16 protein-coding genes are annotated in these 24,714 nt (G+C 27.6%); 2 read left to right on the top strand and 14 right to left on the bottom strand.

All coding sequences use genetic code 11. From position 1 onward, the window contains the following. Positions 1-19 precede the first annotated feature (19 nt). From infB to K5563_RS03995, 8 genes are all read right to left on the bottom strand, one after another. Complete coding sequence (infB, locus tag K5563_RS04030) at positions 20-2,470, bottom strand: translation initiation factor IF-2 (RefSeq protein WP_221037779.1); 2,451 nt, start codon at positions 2,468-2,470, stop codon at positions 20-22. Between the two features lie 4 nt (positions 2,471-2,474). After that, complete coding sequence (gene nusA, locus K5563_RS04025) at positions 2,475-3,920, bottom strand: transcription termination factor NusA (protein ID WP_221037679.1); 1,446 nt, start codon at positions 3,918-3,920, stop codon at positions 2,475-2,477. Between the two features lie 13 nt (positions 3,921-3,933). Beyond that, on the bottom strand, positions 3,934-4,365 hold the full coding sequence (gene rimP, locus K5563_RS04020) for a ribosome maturation factor RimP (RefSeq protein ID WP_221037678.1): 432 nt from the start codon (positions 4,363-4,365) through the stop codon (positions 3,934-3,936). Positions 4,366-4,477: 112 nt separating this feature from the next. Then, complete coding sequence (locus K5563_RS04015) at positions 4,478-5,083, bottom strand: amidophosphoribosyltransferase (RefSeq protein ID WP_221037677.1); 606 nt, start codon at positions 5,081-5,083, stop codon at positions 4,478-4,480. 9 nt (positions 5,084-5,092) lie between these two features. Continuing rightward, entirely contained in the window at positions 5,093-7,678 is a 2,586-nt protein-coding gene (gene mutS, locus K5563_RS04010; protein WP_221037676.1) for a DNA mismatch repair protein MutS, read from the bottom strand. Between the two features lie 154 nt (positions 7,679-7,832). Continuing rightward, complete coding sequence (locus K5563_RS04005; RefSeq protein WP_221037675.1) at positions 7,833-8,351, bottom strand: OmpH family outer membrane protein; 519 nt, start codon at positions 8,349-8,351, stop codon at positions 7,833-7,835. A 45-nt stretch (positions 8,352-8,396) separates the two neighbouring features. Beyond that, positions 8,397-10,829 (bottom strand): outer membrane protein assembly factor BamA, encoded by a 2,433-nt coding sequence (bamA, locus tag K5563_RS04000; RefSeq protein ID WP_255571100.1) that lies wholly within the window; start codon positions 10,827-10,829, stop codon positions 8,397-8,399. A gap of 46 nt (positions 10,830-10,875) precedes the next feature. After that, a complete protein-coding gene (locus K5563_RS03995) occupies positions 10,876-15,264 on the bottom strand; it encodes a translocation/assembly module TamB domain-containing protein (protein WP_221037673.1) in 4,389 nt (1,462 codons plus the stop codon). 67 nt (positions 15,265-15,331) lie between these two features. Between K5563_RS03995 and tmk the strand changes: the two genes are divergently transcribed. Next, positions 15,332-15,943, top strand: a complete 612-nt coding sequence (tmk, locus tag K5563_RS03990; RefSeq protein WP_221037778.1) for a dTMP kinase — start codon at positions 15,332-15,334, stop codon at positions 15,941-15,943. Between the two features lie 39 nt (positions 15,944-15,982). Continuing rightward, positions 15,983-16,603: a hypothetical protein gene (locus tag K5563_RS03985; RefSeq protein WP_221037672.1), complete on the top strand. Its 621-nt coding sequence runs from the start codon at positions 15,983-15,985 to the stop codon at positions 16,601-16,603. A gap of 6 nt (positions 16,604-16,609) precedes the next feature. Here the strand turns inward: K5563_RS03985 and K5563_RS03980 are convergent, their stop codons facing one another. Genes K5563_RS03980 through pth form a run of 6 tightly spaced genes read right to left on the bottom strand, consistent with a single transcriptional unit; the run spans position 16,610 to position 24,709 of the window. After that, a complete protein-coding gene (locus tag K5563_RS03980; RefSeq protein WP_221037671.1) occupies positions 16,610-17,719 on the bottom strand; it encodes a thymidine kinase in 1,110 nt (369 codons plus the stop codon). A gap of 30 nt (positions 17,720-17,749) precedes the next feature. Continuing rightward, the gene (locus K5563_RS03975) at positions 17,750-19,387 is read right to left on the bottom strand and encodes a trypsin-like peptidase domain-containing protein (protein WP_221037670.1); all 1,638 of its coding nucleotides are present in this window, start codon (positions 19,385-19,387) and stop codon (positions 17,750-17,752) included. Between the two features lie 16 nt (positions 19,388-19,403). Next, complete coding sequence (locus K5563_RS03970) at positions 19,404-20,891, bottom strand: hypothetical protein (RefSeq protein WP_221037669.1); 1,488 nt, start codon at positions 20,889-20,891, stop codon at positions 19,404-19,406. A 22-nt stretch (positions 20,892-20,913) separates the two neighbouring features. Beyond that, complete coding sequence (ftsH, locus tag K5563_RS03965) at positions 20,914-22,830, bottom strand: ATP-dependent zinc metalloprotease FtsH (protein WP_221037668.1); 1,917 nt, start codon at positions 22,828-22,830, stop codon at positions 20,914-20,916. After that, positions 22,827-24,143: a tRNA lysidine(34) synthetase TilS gene (gene tilS / locus K5563_RS03960; RefSeq protein WP_221037667.1), complete on the bottom strand. Its 1,317-nt coding sequence runs from the start codon at positions 24,141-24,143 to the stop codon at positions 22,827-22,829. The genes ftsH and tilS overlap by 4 nt, the downstream gene beginning before the upstream one ends. Next, positions 24,143-24,709 carry an aminoacyl-tRNA hydrolase gene (pth, locus tag K5563_RS03955; protein ID WP_221037666.1) on the bottom strand — a complete coding sequence of 189 codons (567 nt, stop codon included), beginning with the start codon at positions 24,707-24,709 and terminating at the stop codon, positions 24,143-24,145. Before pth ends, tilS begins: the two co-directional genes overlap by 1 nt. Between the last annotated feature and the right edge of the window lie 5 nt (positions 24,710-24,714).

Genomic DNA, 24,714 nt, shown 5'->3' with positions numbered 1-24,714 from the left:
AAAACAATAAAGCAAATGCTTAAGAGTTAAATCGTCTTTTGACTTTCTTAATCTCAAATGCCTCAATGATATCTCCCTCTTTAATATCAGAATAATTATCAATTATAATTCCACATTCATATTGAGCATTAACTTCCTTAACATCATCTTTAAATCTCTTTAATGAAGAAATTTTACCTGAATGAATCTGGAATCCTTCTCTCATCACATTAGTTATAGCATCCCTTTTTATGCATCCTTGAGAAACATAACATCCAGCCACTACTCCACCCTTAGGAATGCTAATCACAGCACGAACTTCAGCAAATCCAATAAATTGCTGCTCGATATCTGGTTCTAACATACCCTCTAAAATTGATTTAATACTATTAATTGCATCATAAATGATATTATATTTTTTAACTTCTACCTTTTCTTGATCAGCTAATAATTGTGCTTTTGCTGTAGGTCGCACATGAAAACCAATAATAGTTGCTTCACTTGCCGCAGCAAAACTAATATCAGTTTCTGTTATTGCCCCTACTGATGAATGAATAACTTTAACCCTAACCTCATTATTTGTTAATTTTTCAAGTGAATACCTTAAAGCCTCAACAGAACCTTGAACATCTGCTTTTAAAATTATCTTAAGTTCCTTTAATCCCCCATCTTTAATTGAATCATAAAGATTTGACACGGTAACTTTTTTAACATTTTTAGCATCTTCATATTTTTTAAAATCTTGCCTTTTAGAACTAATAAACTTAGCTTCTTTCTCTGTTTTTGTAACCTGAAATGGATCACCAGCCTGAGGAACTGATGAAAAGCCCAAAACACTAATAGCTTTTGCAGGACCAACACTCTTAACAGATATTCCTCGCTCATTAACTAAAGCCCTAACCTTACCATGATAGACTCCTCCAACAAAAGAATCCCCAACAGAAAGCGTCCCATCCTCAATTATAACAGAACAAACTATTCCTCTACCTAAATCAATTTTAGCATCAAGAATTCTACCAATAGCCCTTTTGGCTGGATTAGCCTTTAATGACATTACTTCAGCCTGCAAAATAATCATATCAAGAAGTTCTGTAATACCAATATTTTTAAGAGCTGAAATTGCAACAAAAATTGTAGTTCCTCCCCAATCTTCAGGAACCAAATCATATTCTGAAAGCTGATGCTTAACTCTGTCCAAATTTGAATCTGGTAGATCAATCTTATTTATTGCAACAATAATTGGAACTTTAGCATCCTTAGCATGATTAATAGCCTCAATAGTCTGTGGCATCACTCCATCCACAGCAGAAACAACAAGAACAACAATATCTGTAACTTGTGCTCCTCTACTTCTCATCATTGTAAAAGCTTCATGCCCTGGCGTGTCTAAAAATGTTATTTCATGGTTATTATAATTAATAGTATAAGCACCAATATGTTGAGTAATTCCTCCATATTCTGTTTGATTTATATCAATATTTTGTAATACCGACAAAAGCCTAGTTTTTCCATGATCTACATGTCCCATTATTGTAATAATAGGGGGTTTTGCAACCCTATCACTCTCATTATCTTTTTCTAGTTCTATAACCGTTTCATCATATATTGAAACAACATTTACTTTAGAACCATATTCTTCAACTAAAATAGTAGCAGTATCAGAATCAATCTTCTCGTTAATAGTTGCCATCACTCCTAAAGTCATTAATTTGGCAATTAAATCTGAAGACTTTAAATTCATTTTTCTTGCAAGTTCAGCAACAGTAATAGTTCCCATTATATCAATTGATTTAGGAATCGGATTTGCAAGATTGTCTTTTTTCTTTTTTTGAAGTTGCTCAAAAACTTTTTGTTCTATTGTTTTGCTCTCAATTTCTTCCTTTTTCCTCTTGTAACCTTTCTGACTTTCCTGTTGTTGCTTTTTCTTTTCACCAAGCTTTCTATTAAGCCCCTTACTATCAGAATCAGCAGGCGACAATGCAACATTAGAGACAACTTTAGTTCTTATCACTCGTCTAAATGTTTGACCAGTAGCAACACTACTATTGTTGGAATTGGTTTTATTAAAAGGCCCTCTATTATGACCTTGTGAATGACTACCTACCCCACTTTTATCCGCATAAGAAGGCCTTGCACCTCCCCTATCTCTATTGCCATAAGAATGTCCTCTATTATCTTTAATATAAGTATTAGTACTATTGTTGGAACTGGTTTTATTAAAAGGCCCTCTATTATGACCTTGTGAATGACTACCTGCCCCACTTTTATCCGCATAAGAAGGCCTTGCACCTCCTCTATCCCTATTACCATAAGAATGTCCTCTATTAAATCCTTGATTACCAAGTGAGTTTGATGGCTCAAAAGAATCTTTTTTGAACTTATTTAAATTTCTATCAGTATGGGCTACAACCTTTACTATTTTTTTGCGCAACTTAACAACTTTAATTTTTCTTTCATCCTCATTGCGATCATCATCAATATTTTTCGACAAACTACTACTCCTCTTCAAATTCAAAGCTAAGTCCTATCTTACAACCTGGACAAAAAGTCATATTTTCATTAATAACAGCTCCACACTCAGGACAAAGCAATTCTTCTTCTTCTTTAACTCCTTCAATAGACCCATCATCATTAGAAATTATTACCATACCTTCTTTCAAGATCTTATTTATTTCTTCTTGCTTATCATAACTTATTCCTAGCTCAAAAAGTTTTTCTTCACTAGCATCTAAAAAATTATCAATATCATCAAAACCTGATTCAATTAACTTATCAACAATCTCATTATCAAGAATTTTAAGATCGCTAATTTTATTTATTTCTTCAAATTCATCTTCCTGAACATTGTCCATAATTTTGTCAAACATTTCAAATGTTTCTTGTTTAAATTCGCCACTTGCTTTCATTTCCGCAAACTGGCTATTAGTTTTAACATCAATTGCCCAATCAAGAAGCCTATTTGCAAGTCTAACATTCTGCCCCATTTTACCTATTGCAAGAGAAAGTTGATCATCACTAACAACTACTAAAGCCTTATGCAAATCTTCATCAACAATATACACATGATCTATTTTGGCAGGAGTTAGAACATCTTTAATAAACTCTTTAATGTCTTTAGAATAAGGAATAATATCTATTTTTTCTCCTTCAAGTTCCTTAACAATTGACTGGATCCTAACACCTTTTTGCCCAATACAAGGACCTACAGGATCAATCTCATCTTTCTCAGAATAAACAGCAACTTTAGTCCTATAACCGGGATCTCTTACTATTTTATGAATCTTAATAATACCCTCTTCAATTTCAGGAATTTCAAGAGTTAGAAGTTCTTCAATGAATTTAGGATGAGTTCTTGACAGAATCACTTCTACTCCATTTTTACCCTTATTTATACTATAAACAAGAACTCTAACTTTATCATTAAGCCCATAAACTTCCCTTGGAGATTGATATTTTTTAGGAATAACACCATCTGTACTACCAAGATTAACATAAAGGTCTCCATTTCTATTCTGTTGAACATAACCAATAACAATTTTATGCAGTTTGTGTTTAAACTCTAAATAAAGTTCATTATCTTCGATTCCTTGCAAATCACTCTTGGTTCTTTGTTTAGCAACTTGAATTGAAAGTCTATCAAAAATCTTAGGATCAATTTCAACATATACATATCCATCTTCCATGATTTTAAATTTCTGAGCATCGTCTTTCGATATTTCCAGTATGTCATCTTGAACTTCACTATCTACAACCTTTTTTTTGGAATAAACTATTAAATCTCCAGTATCTTCATCAAATTTAATTAAAGCATTCTCACTTGTTCCAAAATATTTTTTATAAGCTATAATCATAGATTCCCTCACTGTCTTTCGAATAGCATCTATGCTCATCCCTCTATCATTAGCTATATTGGAAATCATTTGACCAGTACCCTTTATCATACCAACGACTCCTTCATGATAATTTAGCCTTTTTTATATCAGTATAAAGAACTCTTATTTCTTTGTTATCTGTCTTAAAAATAAAACTATCTGCTTCTGCTTTTAAGATCAAACCTTCCTCAAAATCATTATCTAACATTAACTTAATCTTTTTACCCTCAAAAATTTGGAACTCCCTATCACTCTTAATATTCCTATTTATCCCAGGTGTAGAGATTTCTAAACTAAAGTTATACCTAATAACTGACTGTAAGCGCAATAAAATCATTTTATGTAAATCACAAAGTGTATCACACCCAAATTCATGATCTTTATAAAGAACTATTTGAATCCTACCCTCACCTTTTTTCATGAAAAAATTTACTTCTATAATTTCAATTCCCAAACGATCTGTCACACTCTTTATTAAATTGTAAATTTCACTATTATCAAAAGTTTTAACCAATCACATTCCCAAAAAGAATAAGGTCCTTTCAAAAGAACCTTATTAAATACAGCAATCAACCTGTTTAAAGGCTAGCATTAATGGTAATAAATGTCAATATAATAAAATTACCCTAAGCCCTTGCAATTGACAACTTTAAAACACTAAAAGCTCCATGTTTAACAAGAATATCTTTACACAAAGACATGGATATTCCTGTTGTTACAATATCATCAATCAACACAATTTTTTTGAAATTAATATTTCTATATCTCAATTTCAATTTAACTTTATTTTTTAAATTACTATATCTCAAATCCCTACTCAATAATTTTTGACTCCTACCTAAGCCTCGCTTAAAAACATTGATATAATTTATTCCATTATTACTCAATAAATTCCCAATATATTCCATATGATCAAAACCATAAACAATCTTTCTTTTAAAACTACAAGGAACGCTAACAACTAAATCAAAATCAATGTTTTTTAAAAATTGATAAATCCCATTTGCAAAAAATTTACCAAGCGACCTTTGTCCATATTTTTTATAAGCAAGGATTAACCTTTTATATTCATTTTTATACTCAAAAAAATACCAATCAGTATCTTTCATCTTGATATCAAAATGAAGAAATTCAATGCAACTCTTACAAAGAGCATTTAAATAAATATAATCTTTATGACAACACGAACAAAAAGGAAGAAATATGCTCTTTACAATAACCCAATTCCACATCTAATATACCTATACTTCAATTTTTAAGACTATTTCTCTTAGTAAATCCATAGCCTGTAAAGGAGTAATATTATTTATATCTATCTTAGAAATAATATTTTTTAGTTCTAAATAAGAATCAAGATCAGATTTATAACATAAATCTTCTTCTATTTTTTCTTCACTATTATTAATAGCAAAAAAATTTGAAGTAAAAAATTTTGTAACATACAAGTGATCTCTACTTGTTAAACTTTTAAGCATAACAGTAGCTCTCTCAATAACTTTTAAAGGTATTCCAGCTATTTGAGCAACATAAATTCCATAAGAATTAAGAGAAGGTTTTTTTTCAACTTCCCTTAAAAATATAAGCTCATTACCTTGCTTTTCAATTTTCATCGAAAGATTAACAAAAGAATTATGATTAATAGCTGAAAGTTCATGAAAATGGGTTGCAAATAAACTTCTAGACTTAATACATCCTAAAATATATTCAACAACTGAACATGCAATAGCAAGTCCATCATTAGTACTAGTACCTCTACCAACTTCATCCATAATGATCAAACTATTTTGTGTTGCATTTCTTAAAATATTAGCCGTCTCATTCATTTCTACTAAAAATGTAGATTCTCCTTTAGAGATATTATCACTTGCTCCGATCCTACAAAAAATTTTATCTGTAACTCCTATGATAGCTTTATCAGCAGGTACAAAAGAACCAATATGTCCCATTAAAACAGCTAAAGCTGTCTGACGTAAATAAGTTGACTTACCTGCCATATTAGGACCAGTAATTAAACAAAAATATTTTTCGCTGTCAATCATTATAGAATTTTTAGTAAAAGTACCAACACCCTTCATATAATGTTCAACAACAGGATGTCTGGCATGCTCAAGAATAATCTCTTTATTATTAGTCAAAGTAGGTTTTACATATTCATTCTTCTTAGCTAAATACGCAAAATTAGAAATTACATCAACATATGCATAAAATTCAGCAAGCCTTTTAATAAGTATACTATGCCTTACAATTTTTAAAGCTATTTTATCAAATACTTCTTGCTCAAGAATTGATAAATTATCTTCAGCATCATTAATCTCTCTTTCAAGTTCAATAAGCTTATTGGTTTTATATCTCTTAATAGAATTTAAAGTTTGACTTTCTATAAAATGAGATGGAACTTGTCCGTAATAACTCTTAGTAACCTCAAAAAACAAACCTCGAATGTTAGTTTTCTTAATTTTAAGATTATTAATCTTACTAAAATTTCTCTCAAAATTAAGATAATCATCAATATATTTGCTTGCATTATTCTTAAGCTCTCTTAAACGATCAATATTAGAATTATATCCATGTTTAATAATTTCATCTCGATCTTCTGAAATAGAATCATTAATTAAAGAGTAAATTTCTCCTAGATCACTCTCATCCTTAATATTAAATATCCAATAATCAAAAGAATACTCATTAAATAATTCCTTTATCGAAAAAAATACAATTAAAGCTTCTCGAATAAATAAAAAATCTCTTTTAGCATATTTTTTCATTTGAAGTCTTGAGATTATTCTTTCAATATCCCAAACATTACCAAGAATATCTCTTAGCTTGATACTTAAATTAATATTGTTGTTTAAAAATTCTACATGATCCAATCTATTATTAATTGCAACAATGTCTATAAGCGGATTTAATATATATTCTCTTAAAAGTCTCTTACCCATTGAAGTTTTACACTCATTTAAAACTGAATAAAGAGAATAATTAACACTTAGATCATTATTATTCTTAACAAGTTCAAGATTTATTTGAGTAACATCATCAAGAAACATATACGAAGAATCATTATTAATATAAATTGTATTAATATTTTTCAATAAATTCTTCAAGTTGTTCTTTATATAATCTATGACTAAAAAAGATGCAATATAATAAGGCTCGTCTTCTTTAAATCCAAGAGCACTTAAACTTAGAACATTAAAATGATTTTTTAATGTTCTTATTGCAATTTCTTTATCTAAATGCCAATTAGGCACTTTATTTACTAAAAATCGATCAAGAACAAGCTTATCTAAATATTGATAATAAAAATTCTCTGAAACTATTATTTCTCTTGGACAATACTTTGCAATATCACGTCTTAATTTTGCTAAAAAATTTCCATCATAAAAAATTATTCCAAGTTTAGATGTTGACAAATCTATATAAGAAAATGAACAATAGCCCTTATAATCACTAATAGCAACTAAATAATTATTAATATCATCCTGTAAAAAATCTTCATCAACTATAACTCCAGGACTTATAACCTCAACAACCTCTCTTTCTAAAGGCCCGCCTTTAGAGTCCGATTGTACTCCTTGCTCACAAATAGCAACCTTTTTATCAAGTAAAATTAACTTTTTTATATATTCTTTACTTGCATGACAAGGTACTCCACACATAGGAACATCATCTTTTTTAGTAAGAGTTAAACCTAAAAGCTTACTTCCCTCAATAGCATCATCAAAAAACATTTCATAAAAACTACCTACTCTAAAAAACAGAATAGCATCGCTATATTTGACTTTAATATCTAAATATTGCCTCATCATAGGCGTAAGCTCTTTTTTCATACTTATCAATAAATTATTTAAACAATAATCAAATTATAATTGATATTATTAAAACTTTACAATATATTTATAAAGTTAATTAACACATCTAATTTATACAAATTAACAATTATTATATTAAAATAAAAATTACTACAACCTAATATTATTATTATTATTGAGCTCTCAAATGTTTAATTACATCATCTGTTATATCAACTGTACTATTATAATAAAGAATATAAGGATTATCCTTTTTCATCACCAAAGAAATACCATTAGCTTCTGCAACATATTGAACACCATTTAGTATTTTGCTCCAAAGCAACCCATCACTATTTAAATTATTTATATTAATCCGCTTCTGTTGCTCAAGATCATTCTTAGCCAGGCTTTTAAGTTTTTTAAGCTCATCAATCTTTAAATTATACTGATTACCATATAATTTAGCATTCTCCAAATCATGAATACTAATAGATTCATCATACATTTTTTTTAAATCTTTAATCTTAGAATTTAAAATATCTATTTCCTCTTGATAACGATTTTTTAATTTTTCAAGATTAGATTTTAATTGGGGACTCAAAAATCCAATCACAACTTTTTCAAAATCTACAATACCCACCTTTGTTACATTTACCGAAAAAATATTTAATGGGAAGAAAAATGAAAATACAAGAATCATTAAAAACATAACATTCCTCCTTATTATATCAGTATAATAACTAACTAAATTATATCAATACCTCATATCAACTGCTAAGAAAAATTTGAATCCTTTAAAATAATCATAATATCTATTCACACCTGTATCATTAAAATAAAATGGATAAGCTATTACAAAAGACAAAGGCATTTGAGGTAATATACTTCTAACTCCAAATCCCCAACTAAAAATAAAATTACTAAAAGGAACAAATAGAGAATTTGCTTGTCCTTCTAAAGAATATGAAGCTATATCTAAAAATAAAACATCCCAAACCAGAATATTCTTAATTAAAGGCATTGACAACTGAATAGTATTAACAAATGAACTATAAATATTGTTTAAAGTTCCCCAACCTCTTGACATCATAAAATTTTCACTAATCACTATAAGATGATGTGGTTGTGCTTCTATTTCAAAACCATTTCCAAGTGGCGGCAAAATATTTGAATAAACACTTCGTAAAGTTAAGATTAAATCAAAAAATGGGCTAAAAATATCTTGATATCCTAACAAAGAGAAATATCTCTCAAAAGTTGTCGTAGATTTTGAAAAGTGACTCTGTCCAAATAAAAATCCACCAAAAAAATCAAATTGCTGCTTAAGTAAAAACCCATTATTAGCCAAAGATTGAGAATTTCTTGTATCCCATGAAACACTAAGGCTAAGAGAATTTTCAAATCTAATAGTATTATGATTATCTCTTAAATAATAATTTGAAGGCCTATTAATATTATCATCATAATATACATATTTTAAAGCTGTCTGTAGAGTACCAATAAACGATTGTTTGCCAAGATAGTTTAAAAAACTATAACCAGTAAACCCACTCAAACTAAATTTAGCTAAAGAATAATTCATAAAATTAAAATCTGAAAAATTTTTAGCACTATTATATGTTCCCAAACTTACAAAAGGATCTGGAACTTCCTTCTTTCCTATAAAGATAGGACCATTAATATCCTGATAAGCTGTATTTATAGAATGTGAAAAATCAACAAATCCCCCAATAGTCCACCTAGTCTGCATAAACCAATTATCTTCAAACATAAATCTAAAGCTTTGCTCTGAAAAAGCAAGATTAAGTTTTGCAGATAAAGAATGCCCTTTACCTAAAAAATTAGATTCCTCCCATTGCCCAAAAATTGAAAATGGAAGCCAAGAATTATTAATTCCACCAAAATTCATACCAAATCTAAAACTCGCCGTCTCTCGCTCTTCCACAGCAAAATTTATTTTCATCAAACCTTCAATATTACTTGGAACAATATCAGGTACAACATTCCCAAAATAACCAATCCTTTGCAAATTAAGCATTCCCATTCGAAGTCTTTCTAAATTAAAAATATCACCTTCTACTAATGGAATTTCTCTCAGTATTACATACTGAGCTGTTCTTTTATTGCCTGAAACAGTAATAGACTCAATATGTGCCTTTTCTTTTTCTGTAATCTTAATGGAATAATCTACAAATTCATCTCTTATCATTTGAGAAGGAACAATCTCTGTAAAAATATAACCATCTGAATAATATTTGTCCCTAATTTTTGCAAAATCTTGTTCAAATCTAGAATCATCAAAAATATCTCCTTCATTGAAGGTAATTAAAGATTGCAATTCTTCCAATTTAAAAACCAAATTACCAATAATTTCACATTTACCAAACTTAAAAACATCGCCTTCTGAAATAAAATATTTTAAGTAAACCCATTTTTCCAATTTTTTAGAATTAACGGGCTCTTGTATATTTACAATATTATTTATAACTTTTGCATTAACATATCCATTATTCTTATAATAAGACTCAAGCTGGGACTTATCTTTTTCAAGATTTGATTCTAAATATTTGCCATCAGAAAACAAAGATGCGGTTTTTGATACTAAATATTTTCTAAGAGTACTGTTCTTAAAATTTACATTACCATCAAAAGAAACCTCTTTGACAATATATTTAGGACCAGCATTAATTTTAAAAACAACATCTACTAAGCTATTTTCTTCTTTAATATCAAATTCAATAGAAACATCAAGATATCCAGCTTCTTTATACATTTCTTCAAATTCAACAACACTCTTTTTAATCTTTGAAAGATTTAAGGCTCCTTTTACTTTAACACTTGATTTATCTCTCAATTCACTATTCCAAAAAATCCCACTCTTATCAATAAAAGTAACACTGGTTATTAAAGATTTTTCCTTGACAAAAAATGTAATAACAAGCTTATCATCTTTTAAATTAAATTCAGGACGAATAAATCCTTCAAAATAATCAAGTGCATAAAGATCAATTTGTAATTTATCAAAAAGTTCATCAGAGTAAGCTTGCCCCAAATAAGAATTTAAAATAAAGCTAAGATCATTTTCCTTTATATTTTTAAGGCCATTAAAATTAATACTATCTATTATTTTGTCCGTATAGTTCTCTTGAGCATAAAGAAAATCAAATACACATAAAAAACAAATCATAAAAACAAAAGTTTTTAATAAACGCATAGCAAACCCCTTAAATAACTCAGTATTTAAACTTCCAAAAAATAGATATATGGCTTCCTATCCCATGACCATGTTTCATAAAATTATAATTAAAAACATAATCAATAAAGAAAAATGGTGCATCAAGCTCAAGTCCAAAATTAACACTAAAGTTTAAGTTCTGAGAAAACGGTGTGATTGTTTCTTTTAAAAATCCAAATCCTGCTTTAGCAAAAACACCATCGACAATATACTTGCCTACGTTAACACTTGTCTTATCAAGAACACCTGCAAAAGTTGTTGGATTCCCCAAGGTACCAATAGCATTCCTTAATATATCTGTTTTGATACTCAATAAGTCTAATTTTAATACAGAACGCATATAATCTTCAATAGGTTGTACGATTAGATCAACAAGAATATCACTAGCTATACCAAGCGCCATTTCTGCCGTATTTGTACCTGCTGATTGTAATCCACGCTCACCTCCAATTATTGCATTTGATAAGAGATATTTTATTTCCTGCTCTGTTCGTACAGGATAAGATGAAAAGTTTAGCCTCCACAAACTTAGAGGACCATCTATGTTCATCGTTACCAATAAATTTTCACTACCATCTTTAATGGTATTTGTTGCTTCAGCTTTTACCCAAGGGTCAAATTTATTTCTATTCTCATTAAAAGATATATATGAACCACTCTTAAAAGCAAATTGCTTATTATTATAATTAAAAGAACCACTTGCAATATTTAAATCTCCCTTAATAAGGAAATCATCCGTTTTAGTATCAAATTTAACCTCAAGCTCATTTCCTCGTGCAATAAAAGCATTTAAAAAAGAAATCTTATTATCCGGCCAGTGAAAAGCAACATTACTATCAAAATGAATTTTAAGTTTCATACCAATGTCTAAACCCTTAGATTTAACATCAGATACTATTGGCTTTCTTGAGAGTTTATAAGGATCTATTAATAAATCAACAATCGAATTTTCAAGTAAGTAAATCCAAGCATTCGAAACATTTATATTTCCTGTTAACATAACCTCTTCAAAATTACCTTCAATTAAAAAATTACCTAAAACATGTCCCGTAAAATTTATAGTTATGTCATTAAATTGAATAGGCGCCCCAGAACTACCAAAAACATCAATATTTACTTTATAATAATCAACAATACTATCACTTAAAAAATTTAAGTTTAAATGAACATCAAAATTGAGATTAGAATAATAATCCAAGTTAAACTCGTGCTTAATATATACGTTATTGTCCTTAATAATAACTGGAACATTGACAAAATTTAAAATTCTATTCTTTCCATATTGTCTAGAAGATTTTAGATATCCATTGCTTATTGAACCATCTAATATATTAAATTTGCCATTAAGATTGGGATTATATAAATTACCATCAATAGACAATTGACCAGTCAAATTAATATCATAAAGAATAAAATATTTTTTAAAATCAAAAAGGGTTTGTGAACCTAACAAATCTTTTGATATTAAATTCGAATCAAATTTAATATCTTGAATACTACTATTAATTTTATTCCCCAAAATGCTACCTGATGCATCAAAACTAAGGGGTAAATAATCATATAATCTAAAATTAAAATTACCGCTCTCATATTCATACAAACACTTAACAAGATCGTACTCAACTGATGACATGATAAACCTTTCAAAATTATTTTTAAATTCAATTGTAAGATCAGAGAGATCGTTACCTTTATATCTTAAGGCTCTAAAAGCAACTTCTCCATCAGTTTTCTTCTTTAAAATACCAAATTCTTCCTCTAATTTATCTTCAAATTGCTGAAAATTTATATTCACACTTGAAGAGAAAAGTTTGCTACTGAAATTTAAATTTGAAACTCCAATATAATTCTTAATATCATATCTAAAATTACCTGTGAGAATTTCTCTTTTATTCTGAATAGCCTTTATGTTATAAATATTCAAATTATTCTCAATTAAGCCTAAATTTAAAGAACAATATGTAGGAATACCTGCCAAAGAAAGACCATCTGTTTCAAGAGAAGCACTAAGAGAATAATTAAATAAATTATTCTCTTTAAAATCCAAGATAAAAATAAAATGACCATTAAGTTTTCCATTTAAGAAAGACAAGAATTTGAAATTATTAAAATCTAATCCATGAAATCTAACAACAAAATAACTGCTATTTTCATTAGAGTCAACGCCAAAAAAATAACGCTCTGTATTCAAATTTGAAAACAAATTCAAATTACCATCAAGTCTATCATTCAAATTAAAATTTCCTTGCCCTTGTAAATTTGAAATACTATTTACAAATTTAATATTTGAAAGACTAATTTTTTTATGCTCATATAAACCTTCAAAGCTAAAATTAAAATTATAAGAAGGATTATCTGAAAGTCTATCTAATCTAAACTCAGTAAGGGTAACATTTAAATCATTATTAACTTTTTGATAATTTCCATAAGAATTAATATTAAATAAAAGCTCATAATTTCCATTATAAAAATGAAAATTCTTAACATTTAAAAAATACACTATTAATGAATCAGTATAATTTAGACTTGCTCGTGCCTTAGGTGTAATTTCAAAGTTAACATATCTATCTTTAAAATTCCACTCAAAATACAAAGGATAATTCCTATTTAAATAATTAAGCTTAGTATTTATCTTCAAACTTTCTTCAAATAAATGTACAAAAAAACTAGAATTTACATTATAATTTGAATTACTATAATTAAAATAATTAACCTTATAAACATCATTCGCTCCATCAGCATCAAAAACTAAACTAAAATTATCTAATTTTGATGAAATAGTAAAATTAAGATTATTCAATTTACTCTTAACATAATCAAAAGTATTTACATTAAAATCTGAAGTCAAATTCAAATACTTACCTGACAAAAAAGATTCTGGGATAATATTAGTAATGAATGATTTTGGTAAAACATCCTTTAAAAAAAGCATAGGAAAGTCTTTAACACCCAGATTAAGATTAAAATTTTGTTTGTTAAAATCACCCTTTAACAAAATTTTAGACTTATTATTAATAAAGTCTAACAAATAATCAACATGAATCTTATCTTTAGAAAAACCCGTTTTCATATTTAAATTTTGAACTTTAAGCCTACCAATCCTAAAATTATCAGACTTTACCACAAAGTATTTGTTTTTATTACTAAAATCTAAATATCCATTAATATCTTTAAAACTAAAAATCTTTGCGGATTTAAAATCAAGCCTTCCTATTGGTACTAAATCTGTCCATGAATAAAAACCTTTATAACCAATAAATCCTCGCTTAAGTTTTATGAAAACATTTTGTATATCTGCAACTTTTTCATTACCTTTGATCTGTACTCTTATTCCCTGGATCTCCTTGTCTTTCATATCAACTTTTGGAGATGAATCTAATAATAATGCATACCGCAAATCTTTATCTTTAAAATCATAAGAAAATGCTAATTGACCATTTAAACTTGTATCAAGATAACTGTTATAAGCACTCAAATTATCATTAAGTTTTATCCAATTTAAAAGATTTACATTAAAAAATAAAGCTTCTAATCTTAAAAAATTTTTATTAAAATCATATCTTAAGTTAAAATCTAAATTTTCTCTTACATTAAAAATTTCAATATTTCCTTTTGAATAATTTATTTGAAATCCCTGCTTAAGCAAAGTAAAATAACCAGTATGCAATTTTAAAAAATTAAAATTAATATATCCATCTTTAAGATCCTTTTTAAACTTACCTTCAAAATAAAAAGTAGAATCAGGAATGTCCTTGGTACTAATATTCGAACTTATACTTGAAATAGGACTATAATCAACAACAAAATTAAATAAAAAATCATCATCAATAGTCTTTAATGATAAATTCTTAATCTGAAATCTTAAAAATTTATCATAATTTAATTTAAGATAAACTTTAATATCTTCTAAATAAACATGAAGACTGCCAAATCCGCCAAAAATTTTATTAAGTATTGAATAACTAATACTATTTTCACCCAAATCTAATCTATTAGAATTAAAATTCTGAGCATTAAGGAACAAATCATCTAAATCCAAATTTAAGGTGCTACCCCTTACAAAAATATCTAAAATAATATTTTTATCTCCTAACAAGAGTTTAAATAAATCCAAATTCACCTTAACAGTATTCATCAATATCTTATCTTGTTCATTTAAACTTAACTCTAAATTATCTATCTTAATTGAAGACAAGAAATAAGGAGCAATTCTTTCATATTTGATTTTAAATCCCGATTTCAATTCAAGATAATTTATAATAAAAGATCTTGCAGAATAAACTTGGACCTGAATAAATAAAATAAAAACTATAAAAATTGATATAAAAATCAAAACTGAAAAAACAAAAGATAAAGCTATCTTATTTCTTATAAAAAACAAATTCATATATTTACGTATATATACTATTATATATAATACTTAATAAGTATATAAGGGGAAAATTTTTGTGAATGTGAATAAGATTCTAAAAAACTTTTATTGCATAGAAGGAATAGATGGAAGCGGCAAAACAAGTATAATTCAAAGACTACAAACACTTTGTAACAACAACAAACTCAAATACCATTTTACCAAAGAACCTTCACAAGGAGTAATTGGAGAATTTATAAGACAGCAACTGACTAATTTCAAAAATCCTCTAAAAAAAGCATCGCTTGCACACTTATATGTAGCAGACAGATATGAACACTTATATAATACCAAAAATGGAATAATAAAAATATTAAATAAAGGCAAAACAAAAGTAATAACTGACAGATACTTATTTTCCTCTATAGCATACCAAGGAAAATTGGGATATAAACTAAATAAAGATTTTCCACTCCCTGAAAAACTTTTTTTCATAAAAACGGATCCCAATATTGCATATAAACGCATTCAACAAAATAGAACACAAACTGACATTTTTGAACTTGAAGCATCAATACTCAAAGAAACTAATTTTAAGTATATGAAAATACTTAAAATATTTGATAGCTTAATTGACGTAGTATACATTGAAAATTCAAATAAAGAAGATTTAGAAATAAATACAAGAAAAATTTTTGATCTAATAAAATTTTAATATAATCAAATAATCAAAATAAAGGCAAGGTTTTAAAGTATGTCTAATAAAAGTATTTTTACATTATGTATAATAATATTTGCAATCATATTCATAACCAATACAAATGCATCATCAAAATTTTTTTATGCTGAGCAATGGTATGTAATTTTTAATGAACAAATGAAAAGAGAACCTAGCAATTTTAAAAGAAATATATTTTTCTTAAAAAATGCATTAAAATATCCATTTGGAAACCCAAATTACTCTTTATCAAAAGTAGAAACAAGAGAAGAATGGGACAAATATAAGCTTCTCTTTAAAATGCATATAAATCTGCTTCTTGTTAAACAACATCTATATTTAGGTGATCTATTTGATACAAGACACACATATTTTTATAAAACTCCAAAAAAGAATGGAATTATTAAAAACTTAAATAAAGCGACAAATTTTTATAAAATAGCTGCCAATTATTACACAGAAGCTTTAAAATATCACAATCAAATTAACAAAAATTATAAATTCACTAAAATTCAAAGCGATGGAATAACAAATTGGGAAGATGAATATCATAAGATAGAAATGAAAGAACTTAACTATTATGACATAATTAAAAAAGAATTAGTGCGTATTGAAAAAACAAAAGAATTTTTTAAGAACAAACCAAACTATTATTAAGATCCTTTAAAAATTCCATTCATTTCCTCTTGAAACAACTACTTTGTTAATATAATCCTTACTAAGAGAAAATTTATCGATAAGTTTTTTAAAATCTCCTTTACTAAGGATATTATATTCTAATGAAAGTGTAATTAAAGCTCTCTCTGCTAAAAAGGGCAATTCTAATAAATCTTCCAAAACTGCAATATCATCATATCTTCCTCTAGATTCAATTAAAAGAGAATTTTTAAAATTTGAACTTATCACATTACTGCTTAAATCCAAAATCTCCTTTTCAAAAATTTTTTTATCACCTTGGGAATATAATAATGCAAAAGGTTTAAGAATAGTAAAAAAATATTCCCTACCAACAAGATAATGATGTTTAGAACATCTTGTAGCATAATTGGGGTAAATAGCAGATTCAACAATTTCATCACCACCAACAATCAACAAAGGATCAAAATAAGGTGCAGCTATTTCCTTTCCTCCATGAAAATAATACCTATATGTCAAAAAAGACTCATCCATACAATCAACATGTTCACAATAAGCACCAATACGACAAATTTTATCTGCATACTCTATTAAAAGCCTAGCAGTATTATTAAATATTTCTTTCCTAAAGTTATAAAGCAAGGTAGGAAGTATAAATAATACGTTTGAATCTAATGCAATTTTATTTAAGATAAAAACCAAACGTTCATCATAAAAACAAGTCTCATCAATAATAAATGTTCCATATTCAGGATTATTATCTATCAATTTATCTACATCAAAAGAACTACAAGCAAAATCAACTCCATCAATTTTATCATGCAGACCACCCCTATATGGAATAACATTTTCAGGATAATCTTTAAATCTTTTCTTATCAAGAACATTTCTAATAAAAAATACATTAGCTCTATTTCTTAAACCCTTAGTAACAGATGATAAAACTTTAAGAGATTTATTCTTAATAATAAGAGAATCTTTATAAATTTTAGCAGCATACTCTGTCTTGCCACTACCCATAGGACCAATTATAAGCATTAAATTTAAATTATTTTTAAAGTCAAAATGACTAATAGACACAATATCATTGGGATTGGATTTAGTCTCTCCACTAACTAAATTTAAATAAAAGCCCATAAAATCAACCTCAAAACAAATTAAAATTTTTTATACAAATACAATAGAATCAAATGGAATAACAAGCTGTAATGGAGTTCCTAAATATCCTGAAAATAGTCTTTTAACATAAAGCAATACAACAAATATCTTCTTATTCTTAACCCATTGAAAATCATAAACAAAAATTTCATCATTTGCCCTGAAATTCAGATCGTTTCCAAGACCATTTGTAAATACTTTTGACACTCGATATTCTTTATCGGAAATCAAATTTAACTTTAAACCCAAAAAAGCTCCCAAAAAATTTTTAAAAGAATCATTTTTTACAATATTTTCAATAATATTTTCCGGCCTGTTTTGAGGATAAAAATAACCTTCATATTCCTTATTATCTCGCATATATTTAATTTTCACCATAGACTTTCTTTGTAAAATATAGTATTGAAGATCACTTAAGCTATTAAACTGCAAAGAATTAACACTTAAAATATAATCTCCAATCCTAAGACCACCAATATCTGCAGAGGTGTTAGGAGCAACATATGATATTTCCAAATTTTTTAAGCTCTCAGAACAAGTAAACCCCAACCACTTATTTATTAAACTTCCACCACCATACATAAATGGCAAAACTTTTAAAACCCACTTTGAAGGTATAACAAAATTAAGACCTGGTGCATGTAAAATTCCAGCAAATGAAATTCCAACAAATTTGCCTTTTTCATTTATTACAGGTCCACCAGAATTCCCTGGACTAATTGCAGCATCAATTTGATAAGAATCACCAACAGATAATAAATTTCTATTCTTGCCAGAAATTATTCCAGAAGTAATGCTCTTCTCAAGCCCCATAGGAGATCCCATTGCATAAATTCTATCTCCAATATTAATATTGACAGAATAACTTAAATTAAATTGATGTTCTAATTTGAAAGGAACTTCAATTAAGGCAAGATCCATTTCTTTTGAGTAAGAAATTACTTTTGCAGGAAGTTTTTCACCTTTGCCTCTTGGATGTCTAACATAAAGATTTGAAACTCCATTATACTCCTTATCAACTTGAGAACTAATTACATGATAATTAGTTAAAGCATACCCCTTTGAACTATCAATAACAAAAGCAGAACCTAAAGCAACATTTGGTATCATATATCCACCTGAAACTTTAGTGCCCATATCTACCCAAACTGTTAAAACGGATGTATCAAGCAAAATATTTCTTGAAGGAGATTTTTGTTTCAAAATAAAATTTTCAAAAGAATTAAAAGTATCATCAAGTAGATAATATTTTGCAAAAAAATCCGCAAGCATTTGATCTTTACTTTTCACACTCTCAAGACACTTTAAAATTAATTGTTCTTTACTTTCATTAAGTGAGACGCCAAACAAATTCAAAGTCTCAAACTTAGAGATTGCTTTTTCATAATCTTTTTCTTTATAAAATTTAACATATTCCTCTTTGAGCCTAGATAAAGCTTTATCTCTCAATTTTAAAATACCTTGTTCCATTTCAAATCCATTATTCTTAATGCTATAAAAAATGGAAAGAGCGATTTCAAAATTATTATCATCAATATGTTTTTTTATCTCTTCAGATGGAATGTAATAAATTGGCTTATAGTCTATGTCTTTTATTGTTCTGCATGAAATAATTAAAATTAAGATAATAAAAATTCTTTTATGCATTAATCACTCTTAAAAGCTAATCAACATTATGATAGACATCAATACTATCATCTAAAATAACTTTTTTAGCTTTTAAAACTCCTTTATCATAAATTTCAACATAATTGAATTTTTTAGAACCATTAATTTTTTTATAAACCGATACCAAATTTCCAAGAGAATAATTCTTAATCTCAATAACACCAGAATTGTCCAAAGTTTGTTTATCTACTAAACTTTTCTTAATATCTAAAAAAGAAACTTGATTAGGATTCAAATTTAGATGACTAAAAAGAAAAATCTCTGGAACATTAGCTACTACAAATTCATTAAGACCCACATAATCAAAATTACAATTAAAGCTATCAAAAATTTCATATTTAAAAGAGTGTCTAGAAAAAGTATAGATATACTTCTTATCTGGACTATCAACTTCAATCATACTAACATAAGGATAAATAGAATAATTAACTTTATAATTAAGGGAACTATTTTCATAATAAACAGGGGCCTTATCTTTAAAATAAACTTTATGAAAATACTTCTCATCCAAATTTAGATCCATGGAGCAATTCACCATTTTTGAAAAAAAACTTACAAAAACACCATTCTTAAAAATGGCAACATTCTCTTCATTATCTATAAAATATATGCCAGATAAATTCTTATAATGATTTAAAAAATCATCTTTTATAACAGGATCTCCTAAAAGATCATAAAACATTTTATACTCACTTATTATTTTGGGAGGATCTTCTTTAAAAAACATATAAGCTTCATCAGGAGTTAATAGCTTATACTTTAATAAATAAATACTTTGAACACCATTTAATTTTTTGCTCTTATTCTTTAAGAGGGTAAATAGAGCAATGGTATTGGGTTCGTCTAATACTGTATTTTTAAAGATAAAATCGATATTATTACTTTTAAAAAAAGAATCTTCTTTGAATTTAACTTCATGAAAAAGACTGGGAAAACATTTATCTTCCTTTAAAAACCATTTAAAAAATCTTAAATCATCAATATACATAGCAAAGGAATTTTCCAAAACCTTATTAAAATTTCCTTTAAAATCCCCAAGCTTACTGGAAGCTTCAAGTCGCATGTAAATTAAATCTTTATCATTTTGTAAATCATTGTCCAATTTATCATAAAGCTCAATAATTTCTCTATTTTTATTGATATCATCATTTTGACTTAAAATTAATGAAAAATAATGGTAATATAAATCTCTAGACTTAACAAATGTGAGATTTCCAATATCTATTGCAAATCTCAAAAGATAAATTCTATCTAGAACGGGAATACAATCTTTTAATGAAAGTTCATAAAGAGAATCCGAATTTATTACATTAAACTCAAGAGAACTATAAATTACATCAAGTCCTTTATAAGATATAGTACTACCATAAATGTTTTTAGCCTTAAGAAAAAGAATTTTTGAAATATCCTCGTCTAATTCCCTTAAACTAGCATTCAATCTCATTAAAAATAAAAGAAAAAACACAATTTTTAAGACAACCATACAAACTCCTTAAAAACTTTAATTACACATTCTCTATCTCCACCACATCAGAAGGCTCTTTTAAACTTTTTTCATAATCATTTTCAATAATATCAAATCCTAAAAGTTCTCTTACTTCATTATCTGTCAAAGTTTCTCTTGCGACTAAAGCTTCTGCAACTTTAACTAACTTATCCTTATGTTTAATTAAAATATCTGATGCTTCTTTTAAACATCCTTCAAGAATTTTTTTAACTTCTCTGTCTACTCTATCAGCAGTATTTTCAGAATAAGCTTTTGCTTTAGAAAATTCTTTTGGCAGAAAAATTGGAGCCTCATCATCTACTAAAAATATTGGGCCTACATCTTCTCCCATACCCCACTCTGTAACCATTTTTTTTGCTAAATTAGTAGCCTGCATTAAATCATTTTGTACACCCGCTGTAGTAAAGCCTAAATTAATCTGCTCACTAGCATAACCACCATAACATATTTTAATCTTATCAAGAATCTGATTTTTATTTATTGAAAGCCTATCTTCTTTAGGAAGCGAAAAAGCAACTCCAAGAGCTCTACCTCTAGGAATAATAGTAACCTTATGCAAAGGATCAGCATACTCAAGATAATAATGAAGTAAAGCATGTCCTGCCTCATGATAAGCTGTTTCTAACTTTTGTCTATCAGTAATTGTCATAGATTTCTTGGCAACGCCCATTAATATTTTATCCCTAGCTTCTTCTAAATCACGCATAAGAATTTCAGATTGATTATTCCTTGCTGCAATCAAAGCTCCCTCATTAATTAAATTTGCAAGATCAGCACCACTAACACCAGGAGTAGCTCTTGCTATTACTTTTAAATCAATTCTTTGTGAAAGTTTAGTTTTCTTAGCATGTATATTTAGTATTGCCTCTCTTTCCTTAATATCAGGCAAAGTCACTGTTACTTGTCTATCAAACCTCCCAGGTCTAAGCAAAGCAGAATCAAGAACGTCAGGTCTATTTGTTGCTGCCATAACAATTACATTGGTATATGTTCCAAATCCATCCATCTCAACTAACAACTGATTAAGAGTTTGTTCTCTTTCATCATGACCACCACCAAGACCAGCTCCACGACTCCTACCAACAGCATCAAGTTCATCAATAAAAATTATGCAAGGAGCATTTTTTCTTGCATTGTCAAATAAGTCTCTTACACGACTTGCACCAACTCCCACAAACATTTCAACAAAATCAGAACCTGACATATGAAAAAAATTGACACCAGCTTCCCCTGCAACAGCTTTAGCAAGCAAAGTCTTTCCTGTTCCAGGAGATCCAACTAAGAGAACACCTTTTGGGATTCTTGCTCCTATTTTCTCAAACTTTTTAGGATACTTAAGAAATTCAACCACTTCATTAAGTTCTTGCTTAACTTCTTCTTGACCAGCAACATCTTTAAAGGTAACCTTATTTTTTCCTGCTTCGTACTTTTGAGCATTACTTTTTCCAAATGAAAATACCTTCCCTCCTCCACCCTGAGTTTGACGAAAGATAAAAAAGAAAAAAATAAAAAATAATATCCATGGCAAAGTTTGAAAAATAACACTAATTAAAGAAGATTGACTTTTGCCAGAACTTACCTCAACCTTTTTATCTTTAAGCTCAGAAAGTAAACTGATATCAAAATAAGGTATATTAGTAAAAAAATAAGACTTATCTAAATTATTTAAATTCTTTACAACAAACTGAATTTGACTTTTATCAATGATTACAGCTGACTCAATTAATCCACTATCTAAATAAGTTTGAAATGTACTATAAGGCACATTTTTATAGCTATTACCACCTCGAATGAAATAAGACATTGATATTGCCAAAACTAAAAAAATTATAACAAAAATCAAAATCCAATTCTTTTTTTTATTTTTATTATTAGATTTGCCATTATTACTCAAGTTATTATTGTTAATACTCATTCCTTTAAAAATCCTCCGAACAAAGATATATTAATTTTTTTAAGAATATTCCTATCACTCCACATTAATTTTAAAGTATTTAAATCAATAATTCCAATTATCTTCTCATTCAACACTAACAACATTAAATAGAGCGGATTATGTCTTACAAACTTAGAGAAAAATCTCTTTGCTTGCAACTTATTTTTAAAAAATCTATGCCTAAACTCATAAGAACAACATCTCAATGCCAGTATAGAATCATCTTCACACTCCAAATATTTTAACAAAATCTTACCTAAAGATAAACTATGATATTCATTAAGTTTTAATAAGAAATCAAAAGGTTCATGCATCTTCTCAGCACCCTTAAAGATAAGATTAATCCTATCTTTGCGCTTTTCTAAGAAAAAATCATTGGTCTTTAATAAAATCTTACTTCTTTTATCAATAGGTTTTACCCTGAAAATTTCACCTAAAGCTCCATATGATAAATTTGACACAATGCCCTCTAAATTTAAAATCTTAAAAATACTCCTAAAAACTAAATATTTTGGAAGACTAAAAAAAGTAACAACATCAAAAGAATAGTAGTAATTACCTCTAGTAAATGGAAGTAAATTCTTCTCATCAAAATAATTGACAAGCTCACTTGAAAAATCAGATATTCTCTCCAATCCTCTTTCATAGCCTTTAAAAATTTTTTTAATAACTGGAATAAGAGTATTTCTAATTCTATTTCTTAAATAGAAATTCTCAAGATTAGTACTATCAACAAAATAAACTATATTATTTAAAGAAAGAAACTCTTCAATTTCTTTTCTTGATGCTTCAAGTAAAGGCCTAATAATATTACCATTAATAATTGGAATGCCAGAAAACCCATCCAAAAATGAACCCTGAAAAAATCTCATAACCAAAGTCTCAAATTGATCATTCTTATTATGGGCAATAGCAATATATTTAGCCTTATTTTCAATAAGAGCTTCAAATAAAGCATTATATCGATATTTTCTAGCTAAATCTTCAATTGACATATGTAGTTGCTTAGATTCTCTATTTATATCAATACTACATTCCTTAATTTGAATAGTAATATTGTGACAATTACAAAACTTTTTTACATGCTCTATTTCTAGATTTTGTTCGAATTTTGATCTTATATTATGTGCAAAATAAAGTGCAATAACATTATTATTTAAATATTTTTGCAAACTTAATAGTAGCACAGTAGAATCTGCACCTCCAGAAAAAGCAACAACCACTTTTTCTTTGGTCAAAGAATTGTTTTCATAAAAATTGTCTATTTTTGATATTATATTATTCCAAAACATTAAAAACTACTAGAATTAATAGTTGCAATTTTATATTCAAAATTAAAATCATCAAGCTCTAATATCTCTTCACTTAAGAAATCAAAAATATTTTCAATACGCTCAAGTTCATTATCGCTAAATTTTGAGAGAACAAAATCTCTAAGACTAGATTCATTATTGCAGCCAACTCCAATATAGAGTCTACTATAATTTGTACTGCCTAAGCTATCAGAGATAGAACGAAGCCCATTATGAGTAGAAGCCCCTCCTACCTTTCTAAGTTTACACTTACCCAAAGGCAAATCAACATTATCAAGTACAACTAAAATATTAGCTATTTTCATATAAAACTTAGAAAAAACAGAAGGAAAGATTTTACCACTTAAATTCATATAAGTTAAAGGCTTGACAAACACTATCCTTTTATTTTTAAAATTAAAATCAGAGTATTCATAATTCTTCATCCTCTTAAAGACAAGACCATTTTTAACTACTAATCTGTCTATAAATTCAAAACCAACATTATGTCTAGTATGAAAAAAATTAGACCCGGGATTACCCAGGCCAATTATTAATAAATTCATAACTC

The organism is Borrelia sp. HM, assembly GCF_019669085.1.
GTDB lineage: Bacteria > Spirochaetota > Spirochaetia > Borreliales > Borreliaceae > Borrelia.
The sequence above is the reverse complement of the archived record's forward strand: the minus strand, read 5'-3'. Positions and strand labels throughout refer to the sequence as shown.